This window comes from Rhodovulum sp. (genome assembly GCF_011048875.1).
Lineage (GTDB): Bacteria > Pseudomonadota > Alphaproteobacteria > Rhodobacterales > Rhodobacteraceae > Rhodovulum > Rhodovulum tesquicola.
In genome coordinates, this window is record NZ_DSDD01000226.1 from 1 (window position 1) to 13,795 (window position 13,795).

Here is a 13,795-nt window from a genome sequence, read left to right on the forward strand (position 1 = left end):
CGGGCACCCCGTCGCGCGGGGCCACCAGCCCGCGGTGAAGGATCTGCGGATCGGCGAAAACCTGGGCCATGTCGTTGATCGGCCCGGCGGGCACGCCTTCGCCCTCGCAGGCGGCCAGAAGATCGTCCCTGGCAAAGCCGCGGGTCGCCGCGGTCAGTCCTGCGGCCAGCGCCTCGCGATTGGTCACGCGGTCGGCATTGCTGGAAAAGCGCGGGTCGGTCGCCAGACCGGGCAGACCCAGCAGCGCGCAAAGCCGCGCGAATTGCCCGTCATTGCCGACCGCGATGATGATATGCCCGTCGGCGCAGTCGAAGACCTGGTAGGGCGCGAGGTTGGGATGGGCATTGCCCTGCCGCTGCGGCGCCTGCCCGGTGGTCAGGTAGTTCATCGCCTGGTTCGCGGTGATCGCCGTGGCGACATCAAGCAGCGCCATGTCGATCTGCTGGCCGCGCCCCGTCGCCTGCCGCTGGTGGATCGCGGCCAGGATCGCGGTTGCCGCATAGACGCCGGTGAAGATGTCGGCCACCGCCACGCCCACCTTCTGTGGCTGGCCGTCCGGCGTGCCGGTGATCGACATCAGCCCCGACATGCCCTGAATGATCGCATCATAGCCCGGCCGGTGGGCATAGGGCCCGTCCTGCCCGAAGCCGGTGATCGAGCAGTAGATCAGACGCGGATCGAGCCGCGACAGGGACTGGTAATCCAGCCCGTATTTCGCAAGGCCGCCGACCTTGAAGTTCTCGATCACCACATCCGCCCCGGCGGCCAGATCGCGCACCAGCGCCTGCCCCTCGGGCGTGCGGAAATCGCAGGCGACAGATCGCTTGCCCCGGTTGCAGGCGTGGAAATAGGCAGCCGAGCGGTCGCCCTCGCGTTCGACGAAAGGCGGCCCCCAGCGGCGGGTATCGTCGCCCTCGGGCGATTCCACCTTGATGACCTCGGCGCCCATATCGGCCAGGATCTGACCGGCCCAGGGACCGGCCAGGATGCGGGCCAGTTCTATGACCCGCAGACCGGCAAGCGGCGCCGCCATGGGTTATCCTGCCAGTTTGTCGTCGAGGATCTTCTTCAGGTCACGATAGCGCATGTTCTTGTAGAGCTGCCCGTCGATCATGATCGACGGCGTCGCGTTGACCCCGGCCTTGTCGGTTGTCTCGGCCGAATGGTCGCGCAGCGCGGTTGCCAGCGCCGCATCGCTCAGGCAGGTCTCTATCTGGTCATTCTCCAGCCCGGCGGTCCGCCCGATCTGGCGCAGGCTCTCGGCGGTTTTCGAGGGATCCTTGGGGTCGATCCAGTCGCTTTGCTTCTGGTAGATCGTGGACACGATCCCGAAGAACCGCATCTCGCCCCCGCACCGCGCCAGAAGCCCTGCCCAGATCGCGTAGGGGTCCCAGTAGACCTCGCGATAGGTGAAATGCACCTTGCCGGTGTCGATGTAGTCCGCCTTGAGCTGCTTGAACACCTCGTCATGGAAAGTGCCGCAATGCCCGCAGGTGAACGAGGCGAATTCCTCGAGCTTGATCGGCGCATCGGGATCGCCCAGCGTGAAGGACTCGATCTGCGGCGCCGTCTCGGCATGGGCGGCCGGAACCGGAGTCAGCGACAGGCCCGGCGCCTGGCTCGGCGCCGAGGTCAGCCACAGCCCGCCCAGGGCGGCCAGCGCCACAAGGCCGAGCGAGAGCGAAAGGATGCGGATCATGGAACGGGACTCCCTAGCGTTTCGGGCGGGATAGGACGTTTTGGCCAAGTGCCGCAAGGGCTGCGCGCAACCCCTCGTCATGCACGTCGCCGGACAGGGCGGCGGCTTCTGACGCGATGGCCGGATCGGGCCGGGCGGGGGCTGGTTTCGGGGCGGGCGCGAACCGGGCCTGGCCTTCGGCAAAGCCCGTGGGCGCGGTCTGGGTCAGCCGGATCCGCGCTATGGCGTTGTAGCCGTAGCAGGCGTTCACCTTCTCGCGGATCGCATCCTTCTGCATCTCAAGCAGCGGCGCGACGGCCCCGGTCGTCAATACAGTCAGCGTCGCCCCGAAGCCTTCGCGGCCATATTTCACCTCGACCGGACGGGCGATGCGGGCGGTGTCCTCGCCCACGATCTCGGCCCAATGGGTCAGCACGCGCGACACGGCAAATCCGCGTTTCTCGCCCGCGCTGCGGATGCGCTTGGCCAGCAGCGTCGCCGCGGGCTCGAACCCCCGCTTGCGTCGGCTGTGACTGTCGCCCGGCCTGGCCATGCCTATCCTTTCCCTTGCCTGCGCCCAGCTTAAGCGGCAGGAGGGCGGGCAGCCAGACAAATGACCGGGGCGGGGGCATAAAGATTGCGTGACGCGGAACTTGGCCGGGCCTTGCTGGACTGGTACGACATGCATGCCCGTGACCTGCCCTGGCGGGTGGGGCCCGCGGTGCGGGCGGCGGGGGTGCAGCCTGACCCCTATGCGGTCTGGCTGTCCGAGGTGATGCTGCAACAGACCACCGTGGCCGCCGTGCGCGACTATTTCCACCGCTTCACCGCGCGCTGGCCCGATGTCGGGGCGCTGGCCGCAGCCGAGGATGCGGCGGTCATGGGGGAATGGGCGGGGCTGGGATACTACGCGAGGGCGCGCAACCTGCTGAAATGCGCGCGGGCCGTGGCGCGGGACCATGGCGGGCGCTTTCCCGACAGCCGCGAGGGGCTCTTGGCCCTGCCCGGTATCGGCCCCTACACCGCCGCCGCGATCGCCGCGATCGCCTTTGACCGGGCCGAGACGGTGGTGGACGGCAATGTGGAACGGGTCATGGCGCGGCTGTTCGCGGTGCAGACGCCCCTGCCGACCGCCAAGCCCGAACTGACGGCGCTGGCGGCCCGGCTGACGCCGACGCGGCGCCCCGGCGATCATGCCCAGGCGGTGATGGATCTGGGTGCGACGATCTGCACGCCCAAGCGGCCTGCCTGCGGCATCTGCCCGCTGCGCGCGCCCTGTGCGGCGCGGGCGCAGGGTATCGCGGCCGATCTGCCGCGCAAACTGGCGAAGCCGCCGAAGCCTACGCGGCTTGGCATTGCCTATATCGGCCGCCGGACCGATGGCGCGTGGTTGCTGGAGCGCCGCCCGGAAAGCGGGCTTCTGGGCGGCATGCTGGGCTGGCCTGGCACGGATTGGGCCGAAACAGATCCTGTTTGCGCCCCCCCGGCCGATGCCGATTGGCGCGATCCGGGGGCCGAGGTGCGCCACACCTTCACCCATTTCCACCTGCGCCTTGCGCTGCGCGTGGCCGACCTGCCCGCAGACTGCGCGCCCCGGCGCGGCGCTTTCGTCGCGCGGCACGATTTCCGTCCCTCGGACCTGCCGACCGTGATGCGCAAGGCGTTCGACCTTGCCCGCGGCAGCGTCGGTGGCGATTGAGCCGGTCCGCGGCGTCGCGCTATGGATGCGATGGAACGGGCGCGCGCAATCATGGGAAGATCACGATGAGCGACACGGCCCCCCCCTTCTCCCTGCAATCCGCCCTGCCGTTCTGGATGTCGCCGGGCATGATCCCGATGGCGATCCCGGGCGCGGCCTCCGGCGGCTGGGCGCTGGCCTTGCTGCCGCTTTACGGCTGGGTTTCGGTCACGCTGCTGGACGCGATCCTGGGGCGGAACGAGACGAATCCGGACCCTGACACGCCCGAACAGGCCCTGTTCTGGCATCGGCTGATCACGCTGATCTGGTTCCCGCTTCAGTTCGTCGCGATCTTCGGGATGCTCTGGTGGGTCAGCCGCAGCGATCATCTGTCGCCGTTTGAAACCATCGCGCTGTTCTTAGGGGTGGGGGTGATCTCGGGCACGGTGGGGATCGTCCATTCGCATGAATTGCTGCACCAGCGCACCCGTCTGGAACGCTGGCTGGGCGATCTGCTGCTGTCGACCGTGCTTTACAGCCATTTCCGGACCGGGCATCTGCTGGTCCACCACCCCCATGTCGGCACGCTCCGCGACAGCGTGACCGCGCGCTATAACGAGGGGTTCTTCCGCTATTTCCTTTGGGTGTTGGCGACCGGTCTGCCGTCCGCCTGGCGCGCGGAACGGCTGATGCTTGCGCGCGCGGGCCGGCCGGGGTCTGGCACAGATCGAACCCGTTCTGGCGCTATGGCGCGCTGCAACTGACGCGGCGAGCGGGGTCTAGCGGATCAGGACGGGCGCCTGGTGGACATGGCTGCCGTCCTCGGCCGCATGGACCAGGAAATGCGCGACATCCCCGCGCGAGATCAGGCCGTTGCGCCATGTCTCGGGCTCGACAAGCACCTCGTAGGCGTGGCTGGGCGGGCGGTTCATCAGGATGCCCGGCCGCGCGATGGTCCAGTCCAGATCCGAGGCGCGGATCATCTCCTCCTGCACGTCCTTGTCGGCATACGCCCGGCCGAGCAGCGTCTTGAACGGGATCTTCTCCACCGTGCTGATCCTGTCCTTGCTGTCGCCCGCACCGAAGCCGGTGACGACCAGAAGCCGCCGCACCCCCGCCGCCGCCATCGCGGGCAGCAGAACCCGCGTCGCGTCGGAAAACAACGTGGTGCGTTCGGCGATCCCGGCCAGCGTCTTGGGAATGCCCAGCGCCACGATCACCGCATCCACGCCCTTCAGCGCGGCCGCCACGTCCTCGGGGTTCAGCGCGTCGCCGGTCAGCTTTTCCAGCCGGTCATCCTCGATCCCGATCCGGTCCGCGCTGCGCGCAAAGGCGCGCACGTCATGTCCGCGTTGCAGGGCGTAGCGCACGGTCTCGAGCCCGATACCCTTGCTTGCTCCGATCACAAGAAGTCGCATGTGACACCTCCTTTTGGTTGAGAGATTAGGGCGTGCCGTGCCGATTCCGAGACCCCCGGCCCGGTCCGGACTAAAAAAAGCCCCGCCACGGGAATGGCGGGGCAAGGTTGTGCACAGCGGCCCGAAGGCCGCAGGCACAGGCGGTAAGCGATGGGGTCTAGTTCGGCCGCTCGGCCATCTCGGCGCGGATCTGCTGGCGCAGGACGTCGATGGGCACCATCTGGCCCTCGCGGCGGTAGTGCCAGTAGGTCCAGCCATTGCACGAGGGGGCGCCCTCGAAGGCCGCGCCGACCTGGTGGATAGAGCCGGTCACGTCCGGGCCGACCAGCGTGCCGTCGGCGCGCACCTTGGCGGTCTTGCCGCGGGGCGAGACCAGCACCTCGCCCGGGCGCAGCATCCCGCGTTCGACCAGCACGCCGAAGGCCACCCGCGGCTCGGCCCGGCGCGATGTCGAGACGATCAGCGCCTCGCGGTCATATTTGCGCACGCGTGCCAGCCGCGCCTGGGCCACCTTGCGATAGCTTTCCTCGCGCTCGATCCCGATGAAGTCGCGGCCCAGCATCTTGGCAACGGCCCCCGTGGTGCCGGTGCCGAAGAACGGGTCCAGCACCACATCGCCGGGATTGGTCGTGGCCAGCAGCACGCGATGCAGAAGCGCCTCGGGCTTCTGCGTGGGATGCGCCTTGTCGCCATTGGCGTCCTTCAGCCGTTCATGCCCGGTGCAGATCGGCAGCACCCAGTCGCTGCGCATCTGCACGCCCTCGTTCAGCGATTTCAGCGCCTCGTAGTTGAAGGTGTATTTCGCGCCCTCGGATTTCGACGCCCAGATCAGCGTCTCGTGGGCGTTGGTCAGCCGCTTGCCCTTGAAATTCGGCATCGGGTTCGACTTGCGCCAGACCACGTCGTTCAACAGCCAGAAGCCCTGGTTCTGCAACTCGGCGCCCAGTCGGAAGATGTTGTGATAGCTGCCGATCACCCAGATCGCGCCATTGGGCTTGAGCAGGCGGCGCGCGGCGGCCAGCCAGTCGCGGGTGAAGCGGTCATAGGCGGCGAAGCTGTCGAACTGGTCCCAGTGATCGTTGACCGCATCGACGCGGGAATTGTCGGGCCGACGCAGATCGCCCCGCAATTGCAGGTTATAGGGCGGGTCGGCAAAGATCAGGTCGATGCTGGCCTCGGGCAGGCCGTTCATCGCCTCGATGCAATCGCCCGCAAGAATTGTGTTGAGCGGGAGCGTCCCCGCCTCTTTCACCTTGGTCATCTCGTGTCACTGCCTCTTTTGGCGCGCCCTTGTTGCGGGCGTCGCCGCTTGGCGGTGACTTTGATTCAAACCCAATTCGCCGTCAAATCCTTTTTGAATCAGCTACTTACGGAATTTTCTTGATACAATATATTGTGCACTGGCGCGAACGAACGCCTATGGTGTGGGCTGACCCCAATATCTCGGAGCGCCTGGACATGCGCCCTGGTCGGATAGCCTGCGTTCCTGTCCCAGCCATAACCGGGGAAGTGTTGCGCAAGCTCCACCATGATCCTGTCGCGTGCCTCTTTCGCCATGATCGAGGCGGCCGCGATCGACAGGCTGCGCGCATCGCCCTTGACGATGGCTAGGCCCGGGCAGGGCAGGTCGACGGGCAGGAGGTTGCCGTCAACCAGCGCCAGATCCGGCGGCGCGGGCAGCCCGGCGATGGCGCGGCACATCGCCAGATGGCTGGCGCGCAGGATGTTCAGTGCGTCGATCTCGGCAACGCTGGCATGGGCGATGCTGACCTCGGCGCAGTCCATCAGTGCCCTTGCAAGCGCGGCGCGGCGGGCGGGAGTCAGCCGCTTGGAATCGTCCAGCCCGGGCGGGATCGCGGCCGGGTCCAGCCGCACCGCCGCCGCCGTGACGGGGCCTGCCAGCGGGCCGCGCCCGACCTCGTCCACGCCCACGACGATGCGGGCGCCTCGGGCAAGGGCATCGGTTTCCAGCGAGAAATCGGGGGGCGGTCGGGGCGTGGCGCGGGTCATGGGATGACACAAGCGCCCTTCGCGCCCGGCCGCAACACGAAAAGGGGGCGGAGGCTGCTCGTCCCTCCGCCCCCCGGCGCGGGGCCTCAACCCCCCGCGCCCTGCTCGAACCGTCGCTTCAGCGGCGCCGGCCCTCGACCCGGTAACCGGCATCCTGCAGGCAGCTCAGCCTGTAGGCATCGACGTTGCCACGGTTGCCGCGCACCGGGATCTCGCAGCGTTCGGGCAGGCGGCGGATGCCTTCGTTGCGCAGGCAGCGTTCGGTGACGACGCGCTCGGACCCGCGGCGGGTGTTGATCGTGCGCACGCAGCTTGCGGGGATCGCCCGGTAGCGGTTGTAGCCGCGCGGGGACTGCCAGCCTGCGGCCCCGTTCTTTTCGACCCGGTTCTTCTCGACCCGGTTCACGGCGCGGCGGTTGCTCTCCAGCTTGTCGACGATGACGTAGACCGCCGCGGCGCCCAGAAGGATCTTGGCCAGATCGTCGGCGGCGCGGGCGGGCGCGGCGGCAATCGGGGTCAGCGCGACGGCGGCGGCCAGAAGCGGGGCGAGAAAGAAGCGGGGCATGGTCGAGGTCCTTTCCTGTTGGCGCCGGGGCGAGTCGGCGGGAACGCGATCCGTCCGGCCTTGCGATGGGTCGACCATCCGGCCGGGGCGCGCTGACAGGCAATAACGCCCCCCTGTTATCGGATAACCGCTGGCGCGAAGCCCCTTGCGCCATGGGTGATATTGAATAGCGCGGCGCGCTGGCCCATGCTCGGCCGCATGAAAACGCATCACCTCATTCTGGCCGCGCTGGCGGCAACCTTTATGGCGGGGGCCGCCTCGGCCCAGTGCTATGCCGATTACAAGGCCAAGCAGGACCACCCGCTGCGGCTGCATTACGGCGTGATCGAACTGCCCGCCTCGGCCTGCGGCAGCCGGGGCGATGCCGCGCGCGAGATCGACCGCCGGATCGGGCGCAACGGCTGGCAATTGCTGAACGTGATGTCGATCTTCGGCGCGGACGGGCTGGCCGAGCGCAAGGCAAGCGCCGGGCAGTTCTTCCTGCGCTTCTGAGGCCACATGGTGCGCGCCCCTGCGGATAGCGACGCCGAGGCGCCCGCCCGCCCGCTTCAGGCCGGGCGGCTGGTCGTTGCGGGCATGGTTGCCATCGTCGCGATCCTGCTGATCGCGGCGGGGGTTCTGTTCTTCAGCCTGCCCGATGCCGACGCTTTCAACATCCGGGTCGAGCGCATCTTCGTCGAGAATGACGACCTGACCTCGGGCGCCGAGATCAAGTTGCTGGAGATCCTCGCCCAGTCGGGTACCGCATTCGCGGATGTGCTGACCTCCTACCGGGTGGTGATCTTCGTGCTGCTGGTCTTTTCCACCGCGCTGCTGATCGCGGCGCTGGTGTTCCTGCTGACCATCATCACCCTGAACCGGCGGATGTCCGAGATCGAGCGAGCGGGGATCCGCGTCTCGTCGCTGACCGTCAACCGGGCCGAGAATACGGTGATTCTGAACGGCATGGCCTTCAAGCTGACGCCCGCCGCGATCGAGACGCTGTCGGTGCTGGCCGAGGCGCGGATGGATGACGACATGCTGTCGGGCGCCGAGATCGAGGCGACGATCTCGGGCCGCCGTGCCGAGGATTGCGACGAGGCCGCCGGCGCCACCCGGATCAAGCGGCTGCGCGATGCGCTGGGCAACCAGATGGTCAGCGAACTCCTTATCAAGAACGTCGCCCGACGGGGCTACATGCTGGCCATCGACAAGGACGTGATCCGCATGACCTGAAGCCTGCGCTGGACGAAAGCGACGCGCCGGGTCAGGATCGGGCCATGCGCGACCTTCTCCGGTTTCTTCGCCTTGCCCTTGTGGCGCTGCTGCTTCCGCTGGCGGCGGCTGCCGGAGAGGTGACCCTGTCCAGCGCCGATCTGGTCGAGATCGCGCCGGGGCTCTGGGCCGCCCCCGGTTTGGTGCCGCCCGCCGAGGACCGGAGCCGGCCCATCGTCGGCGAGCGCAATACAGAGGACGGCGCGCGGTTGCTGCGCCATCTGGCGGGGCAGGGCGGGATCAACGGCTTTGCGGGCATCCTTTACGACAACCGCGACCGGGGCCATGCGCCGCTGGACGCGGACCTGTTCCCGCGCCTCGCGCGGCTGGTCTATGCGCCCGAACTGGTCGAGGCGGGGCGCGATTACGGTCTGGCGGGCCAGATTCATCTGCCCGCGATCGTGCTGGGCAATTCCTCGACAGCGGTGACCGCCGGACCGGCCCCGCGCAGCCTTGTGCGCCTTGCCATGACCCGACCGATGGGGCCGCAGCTTGCCGCGGAGCTTTACCAGCGCAACGCGATCTACATCTATCCCGAGCATCGCGACCATGATGCGGAGGACCTGTTTCCCGCGAACTGGCCCTACACGATCACCAGCCAGGGCTCGTCCGGATCAGACCGGCGGTTCCTGATCGCCATCGCGATGACGCTGGCCGCCTTTCCCGCCGACACGATGGCCGCGTTGCGTGATCACGGGCTTGTGGCGCCCGCGGTCCAGATGATCCTGCGCCGCAACCTCGCCACGGTCGGCGGTCGTGAGGAGTACCTGTCGGGCCGCGCCCATCCCGCCGCCTTCGAACCCGGCCAGATCCGGATCGGACGGATGGTGGCCCAGGCCGCCGGGATGCGGGCGGACGAGATCCCGCCGATGGTCCGGCTGCGCGTGATCGACGAGGGATTCCGGCAGGAGGCGGGGCTGGCGGGGCTGGATGAGCGGCTGTTCGACACGCCATCGGCGATTGCCCGGATCTGGCGGGATTTCGACTGGCAGCGCGAGATGATCCTCAGCGCCGAGGAGACCGCGGATCCGAACGGCCGCCCGCTGCGCTTCGACTGGCGGCTTCTGGCGGGCGATCCCGGGCGGGTGCGGATCGAACCGCTCGACCCCGAGGGGCGGCGCGCGCGGATCGTCATCGACTGGCACGATCCCTGGACGCTGCCCGCGCCCGGCGGCGGCGACGAGTATGACAGCCGCCGCCATGCGCGCGTGGATATCGGCGTCTTTGCCCATAACGGCGCACAGGACAGCGCGCCCGGCTTCGTCACCGTCGCCTTTCCCGCGCATCAGCGACGCAGCTATGGCCCGCCCGGTCCCGGCGGCGAGCCCAGGCTTCTGTCCATCGACTATGACGCAGCCGGGCGCGGCGTCGGCTTCGATCCCGTGCTGTTCTGGACCGCGCCATGGTCGGACGAGGCGCGCCATGACCTCGACGGACCACAACTGGGCTGGATCCGGCGTTGGGCCGATGGGCGCGAGCGGTTCGTCGCGTTTGACGATCTGCGCCCGGCAGGTGGGCCGCGCTACCGGATCGACCGCTCGGAGGCCGACAGGCCCGCGCTGAACTTCGCGGAGTGATGCCGCGCGCGGATGCAGTAGCAAGCTACTACCACGGACAATGCCGCATTGATCCAACCTGTCGGCCCAAAGGAGGCGAAGGCGGGAGAGCCGTTTTCGGAGATACTGCACGAGGCTGGCCCGCTGACAGGGGCGGAACGAGGGAGGCTCGTGTCGGGGTGTCGTGCGGTGGAGGACGGCGCATCGCCGTTTCGTCCGGGGGCAAGCCTTCCGGCGACTGTCTTGTTGTTCCTGCAATCTATCCAAGTCATTGTTTAAAATAAAATAATTGACAAGAAACTCAAGCCGGGTCCAAAGGATAGGATGTCGCAGGAGGAGCGACATGAGGGTTCCCGTCGCACGGGATTCGCCGATACAGGGAGGAAACGAATGCTCAGGAAACGCGTGTTGGCCGGGCTGTTGCTCGGCACCGTGATGGCATTGCCGCTTGCGGCGCAGGACAACATGGACAGGCTGACGAACATGCAGCGCACGGATGCGACCTTTACCTTCGTCGACCAGGAAGGAGACAGGGCCGCGGCGCTTAACGCCATTGTTCCGCATATCAACGTGCCCGAGGGCTTCGAGATCGGCCTTTACGCGGTCGTGCCCGATGCCCGCTCGATGGCGGTGGCGCCGCAGGGAACGGTCGTCTTCGTCGGCACGCGCAGGGACAAGGTCTGGTCGGTGGTCGACCGCGACCGTGACCGCGTGGCCGATCAGGTCATGGATTTCGCCCCCTCGATCACCTTCGACATCCCCAACGGGCCGTGCTTCTCGCGCGACGGGTTTCTGTACATCGCGGAACGCAACCGCGTTCTCGTCTTCCCGGCGGCGGAGTTCTTCTTCGAGGGTCCGGACCCGGCCGTGGGCGTCGTGGTGGCGCAGGGCGAACTGGTCCCGCCCGAGGAGGAAAGCTTCAACCACACCGCCCGGGTCTGCCGCGTGGGGCCGGATGGCAAGCTTTATATCTCGCTCGGCCAGCCCTACAACGTGCAGCCGGTCGACAAGCACGAGATGTATGACCAGATCGGCATCGGCGGCATCATCCGGATCAATACCGACGGATCGGGCCGCGAGGTCTATACCCGCGGCATCCGCAATTCGGTCGGCCATGACTTCGACCCGGCGAATGGCGATCTGTGGTTCACCGACAACCAGGTCGACGGGATGGGCGACGACATCCCGCCGGGCGAGTTGAACCGGCTCACGCCGCGGATCCGGGCATGAGCTTCTACCGGGGCAATTCCTTCCCCGAGAAGTATCGCGGCGGCATCTTCTCGGCGCAGCACGGGTCGTGGAACCGCACCACGCCGGTCGGCGCCCGGGTGATGTTCACCACGCTGGACGAAGACGGCAACGCCGCCGGGACCGAGGTCTTTGCCGATGGCTGGCTGAACGATGAGACGGGCGAATACCGCGGACGTCCGATGGACATCGTCTTCCCGCCCGATGGTTCGATGCTGGTCTCCGACGACTTCGCGGGCGCGATCTGGCGCATCGCCTGCAACCCGGCACCGGCCGAGTAATGCGGCTTTCGGTGCTTTTCGTCCTCGGCGGGCTTGCGCTCGCCGGGGGCGGCCCTGTCCTGGCCGAGGATCCGTAGGCCGGACGGCAGGTCGCGAACATGTGCCGGACCTGTCATGGGCTGGACGGCTATGCGCAGGTCCCGATCGCGCCCCATATCGGCGGCGAGCCGAAGGACTATATCGAGGCCCAGCTGATGGCCTTCAAGACCGGCGCGCGGGAGCACGAGATCATGTCGGTCGTGTCCACGAGCCTGTCGGCGCAGCAGATTTCCGACGTGGCGGCCTGGTATGCCGCGCATGTCGCCACGGCAACCCTGCCCGAAGGCGTCAGCGCCGCCGATGCGCCGGTTGCCTGCGTGTCCTGTCACGGGGTCGATGGCATCTCGGTCGCGCTGAATGCGCCGAACCTTGCGGGCGAGGTCAACATCTATACCGACACCCAGCTCAAGGCGTTCCGCAGCGGCAAGCGCCGTCACGCGATCATGTCGGAAATCGCCGCAGAGATGACCGACGAGGAAATCCGGGCCGCGGCGGACTGGTATGCGCTCATCCAGCTTGACATCGCCCCGATCGAATAGCCCGGACGAATCGGGTGGCGTCTGTCATAAAAAGTTAACAGAACCGTCAGGGGATCTTCACATGGCCAGACTACCCGCCGGGCGGTCGCTTCCAATTCCGAGGTCTTGTCCAATGATCGCACGTCTCTTCTCGACCGTCGCCCTGTCCGCCGTGCTGGCGCTGCCCGCCGCCGCCTTCCAGCTTGATGCGCGCTTCTCCGATGCCGATGGCGACCTGATCGCCGACATCCCCGAGGATGCCGCCGAGTGGATTGACCCCTCGGTCCTGATCTTCGCCTACACGCCGGTCGAGGACCCGTCCGTCTATGCCGAAGCGTGGTCGGATTTCCTGACCCATATGGAGGCCGTGACCGGCAAGCCGGTACAGTTCTTCCCGGTCCAGTCGAACGCCGCCCAGATCGAGGCTATGCGCGCGGGCCGTCTGCATGTGGCGGGCTTCAACACCGGCTCGAACCCGCTGGCGGTGGCCTGTGCGGGTTTCCGTCCCTTTGCCATGATGGCCGCCGCCGATGGCAGCTTCGGCTACGAGATGGAGTTCATCACCTATCCCGGTTCGGGCATCGAGAAGGTCGAGGACATCAAGGGCCGCACCATGGCCTTCACCTCCGAGACCTCCAACTCGGGGTTCAAGGCTCCTTCGGCGCTGCTGGCGGCGCAATATGGCATGGAAGCCGGCGCCGATTTCACCCCGGCCTTCTCGGGCGCGCATGACAACTCGATCCTTGGCGTCGCGAACAAGGATTACGATGCCGCCGCCATTGCCAACTCGGTGAAGACGCGGATGCTCGACCGTGGTGTGATTACCGAGGATCAACTGGTCGTGATCTACCAGTCCGACACCTTCCCCACCACCGGCTACGGCACGGTCTACAACCTGCATCCCGACCTTCAGGAAAAGGTGCGCGAGGCGTTCTTCAGCTTCGATTGGGAAGGCACAACGCTGCAGGCCGAGTTCGAGCGCTCGGGCGAGGCGCAGTTCATCCCGATCACCTTCAAGGACAACTGGTCGGTGATCCGCGAGATTGATGCCGCCATGGGCGTGCAATACACCTGTAACTGACAGCAGGAATGTCACGGACCGGGGCTGTGCGTCCCGGCCGAGGCGTCGTGCCGGCGGGACATTCCCGCCCGCCCGGTCAGGGAGAGCGGCCATGATGAAGACCTGCGTGACTTCGGTGGCAGCGCCGGCCATGCATGCCGGTGTGGCGCACGGGGCTGCTTGCGCTCTCTTCGACATGGATGAGTTCATGCCCATCACCTTTCAGGAACACCGGTCGGTGCTGCGCGAGATCGATGCCGCGACCGGCATCAATCGCACCTGTAACTGAACCGTTGTTAACATGCGCATGGCAGGCGTCCCTCGCCTGCCGTTTTCCCTGTCCCGAACGGAGGCCCCATGCTGACCATCGACAAGCTGACCAAGGTCTACAAGACCGGCGACAAGGCGCTGACCGATGTCAGCTTTACCGTGCCAAAGGGGCAGGTCGTGGGGCTGATCGGGCCGTCGGGCGCGGGCAAGTCCACGCTGA

At 67.2% G+C, this 13,795-nt stretch carries 15 protein-coding genes and 2 pseudogenes; 10 read left to right on the forward strand and 7 right to left on the reverse strand.

Annotated features, from left to right (window positions below; all coding sequences use genetic code 11):
• From ENN83_RS07860 to ENN83_RS07870, 3 genes are all read right to left on the reverse strand, one after another.
• On the reverse strand, positions 1–1,033 hold a 1,033-nt coding region (locus ENN83_RS07860; RefSeq protein ID WP_287185750.1), incomplete at its 3' end, for a CaiB/BaiF CoA transferase family protein.
• Between the two features lie 3 nt (positions 1,034–1,036).
• On the reverse strand, positions 1,037–1,699 hold the full coding sequence (locus ENN83_RS07865) for a DsbA family protein (RefSeq protein WP_287185752.1): 663 nt from the start codon (positions 1,697–1,699) through the stop codon (positions 1,037–1,039).
• A gap of 13 nt (positions 1,700–1,712) precedes the next feature.
• Positions 1,713–2,231, reverse strand: a complete 519-nt coding sequence (locus ENN83_RS07870) for a DUF721 domain-containing protein (RefSeq protein WP_287185754.1) — start codon at positions 2,229–2,231, stop codon at positions 1,713–1,715.
• 84 nt (positions 2,232–2,315) lie between these two features.
• Between ENN83_RS07870 and mutY the strand changes: the two genes are divergently transcribed.
• On the forward strand, positions 2,316–3,377 hold the full coding sequence (mutY, locus tag ENN83_RS07875; protein WP_287185756.1) for an A/G-specific adenine glycosylase: 1,062 nt from the start codon (positions 2,316–2,318) through the stop codon (positions 3,375–3,377).
• A 65-nt stretch (positions 3,378–3,442) separates the two neighbouring features.
• Complete coding sequence (locus ENN83_RS07880) at positions 3,443–4,120, forward strand: fatty acid desaturase (protein ID WP_287185758.1); 678 nt, start codon at positions 3,443–3,445, stop codon at positions 4,118–4,120.
• Positions 4,121–4,135: 15 nt separating this feature from the next.
• Here ENN83_RS07880 and ENN83_RS07885 read toward each other — a convergent pair whose 3' ends face one another.
• From ENN83_RS07885 to ENN83_RS07900, 4 genes are all read right to left on the reverse strand, one after another.
• Positions 4,136–4,774: an NAD(P)-dependent oxidoreductase gene (locus ENN83_RS07885; protein WP_287185760.1), complete on the reverse strand. Its 639-nt coding sequence runs from the start codon at positions 4,772–4,774 to the stop codon at positions 4,136–4,138.
• A 157-nt stretch (positions 4,775–4,931) separates the two neighbouring features.
• Entirely contained in the window at positions 4,932–6,035 is a 1,104-nt protein-coding gene (locus ENN83_RS07890; protein ID WP_287185761.1) for a site-specific DNA-methyltransferase, read from the reverse strand.
• A 98-nt stretch (positions 6,036–6,133) separates the two neighbouring features.
• Positions 6,134–6,784, reverse strand: a complete 651-nt coding sequence (locus ENN83_RS07895; RefSeq protein WP_287185763.1) for a ribonuclease HII — start codon at positions 6,782–6,784, stop codon at positions 6,134–6,136.
• A gap of 118 nt (positions 6,785–6,902) precedes the next feature.
• The gene (locus tag ENN83_RS07900; RefSeq protein WP_287185765.1) at positions 6,903–7,349 is read right to left on the reverse strand and encodes a hypothetical protein; all 447 of its coding nucleotides are present in this window, start codon (positions 7,347–7,349) and stop codon (positions 6,903–6,905) included.
• Positions 7,350–7,547: 198 nt separating this feature from the next.
• On the opposite strand from ENN83_RS07900, the gene ENN83_RS07905 reads away from it, so the two are divergent.
• The 8 genes and pseudogenes from ENN83_RS07905 to ENN83_RS07940 all read left to right on the forward strand — a co-directional run.
• On the forward strand, positions 7,548–7,841 hold the full coding sequence (locus tag ENN83_RS07905; RefSeq protein WP_287185766.1) for a hypothetical protein: 294 nt from the start codon (positions 7,548–7,550) through the stop codon (positions 7,839–7,841).
• 6 nt (positions 7,842–7,847) lie between these two features.
• The gene (locus ENN83_RS07910) at positions 7,848–8,564 is read left to right on the forward strand and encodes a winged helix-turn-helix domain-containing protein (RefSeq protein WP_414707634.1); all 717 of its coding nucleotides are present in this window, start codon (positions 7,848–7,850) and stop codon (positions 8,562–8,564) included.
• Positions 8,565–8,608: 44 nt separating this feature from the next.
• Positions 8,609–10,180 carry a hypothetical protein gene (locus ENN83_RS07915; RefSeq protein WP_287185768.1) on the forward strand — a complete coding sequence of 524 codons (1,572 nt, stop codon included), beginning with the start codon at positions 8,609–8,611 and terminating at the stop codon, positions 10,178–10,180.
• A gap of 414 nt (positions 10,181–10,594) precedes the next feature.
• Positions 10,595–11,688 (forward strand): annotated as a pseudogene (locus tag ENN83_RS07920) (PQQ-dependent sugar dehydrogenase).
• Positions 11,688–12,266 (forward strand): annotated as a pseudogene (locus tag ENN83_RS07925) (c-type cytochrome). Before ENN83_RS07920 ends, ENN83_RS07925 begins: the two co-directional pseudogenes overlap by 1 nt.
• Positions 12,267–12,378: 112 nt before the next feature.
• Positions 12,379–13,326 (forward strand): phosphate/phosphite/phosphonate ABC transporter substrate-binding protein, encoded by a 948-nt coding sequence (gene phnD / locus ENN83_RS07930; protein ID WP_287185779.1) that lies wholly within the window; start codon positions 12,379–12,381, stop codon positions 13,324–13,326.
• Positions 13,327–13,417: 91 nt separating this feature from the next.
• A complete protein-coding gene (locus tag ENN83_RS07935; protein ID WP_287185780.1) occupies positions 13,418–13,594 on the forward strand; it encodes a hypothetical protein in 177 nt (58 codons plus the stop codon).
• Positions 13,595–13,662: 68 nt separating this feature from the next.
• On the forward strand, positions 13,663–13,795 hold a 133-nt coding region (locus ENN83_RS07940), incomplete at its 3' end, for an ATP-binding cassette domain-containing protein (RefSeq protein WP_287185784.1).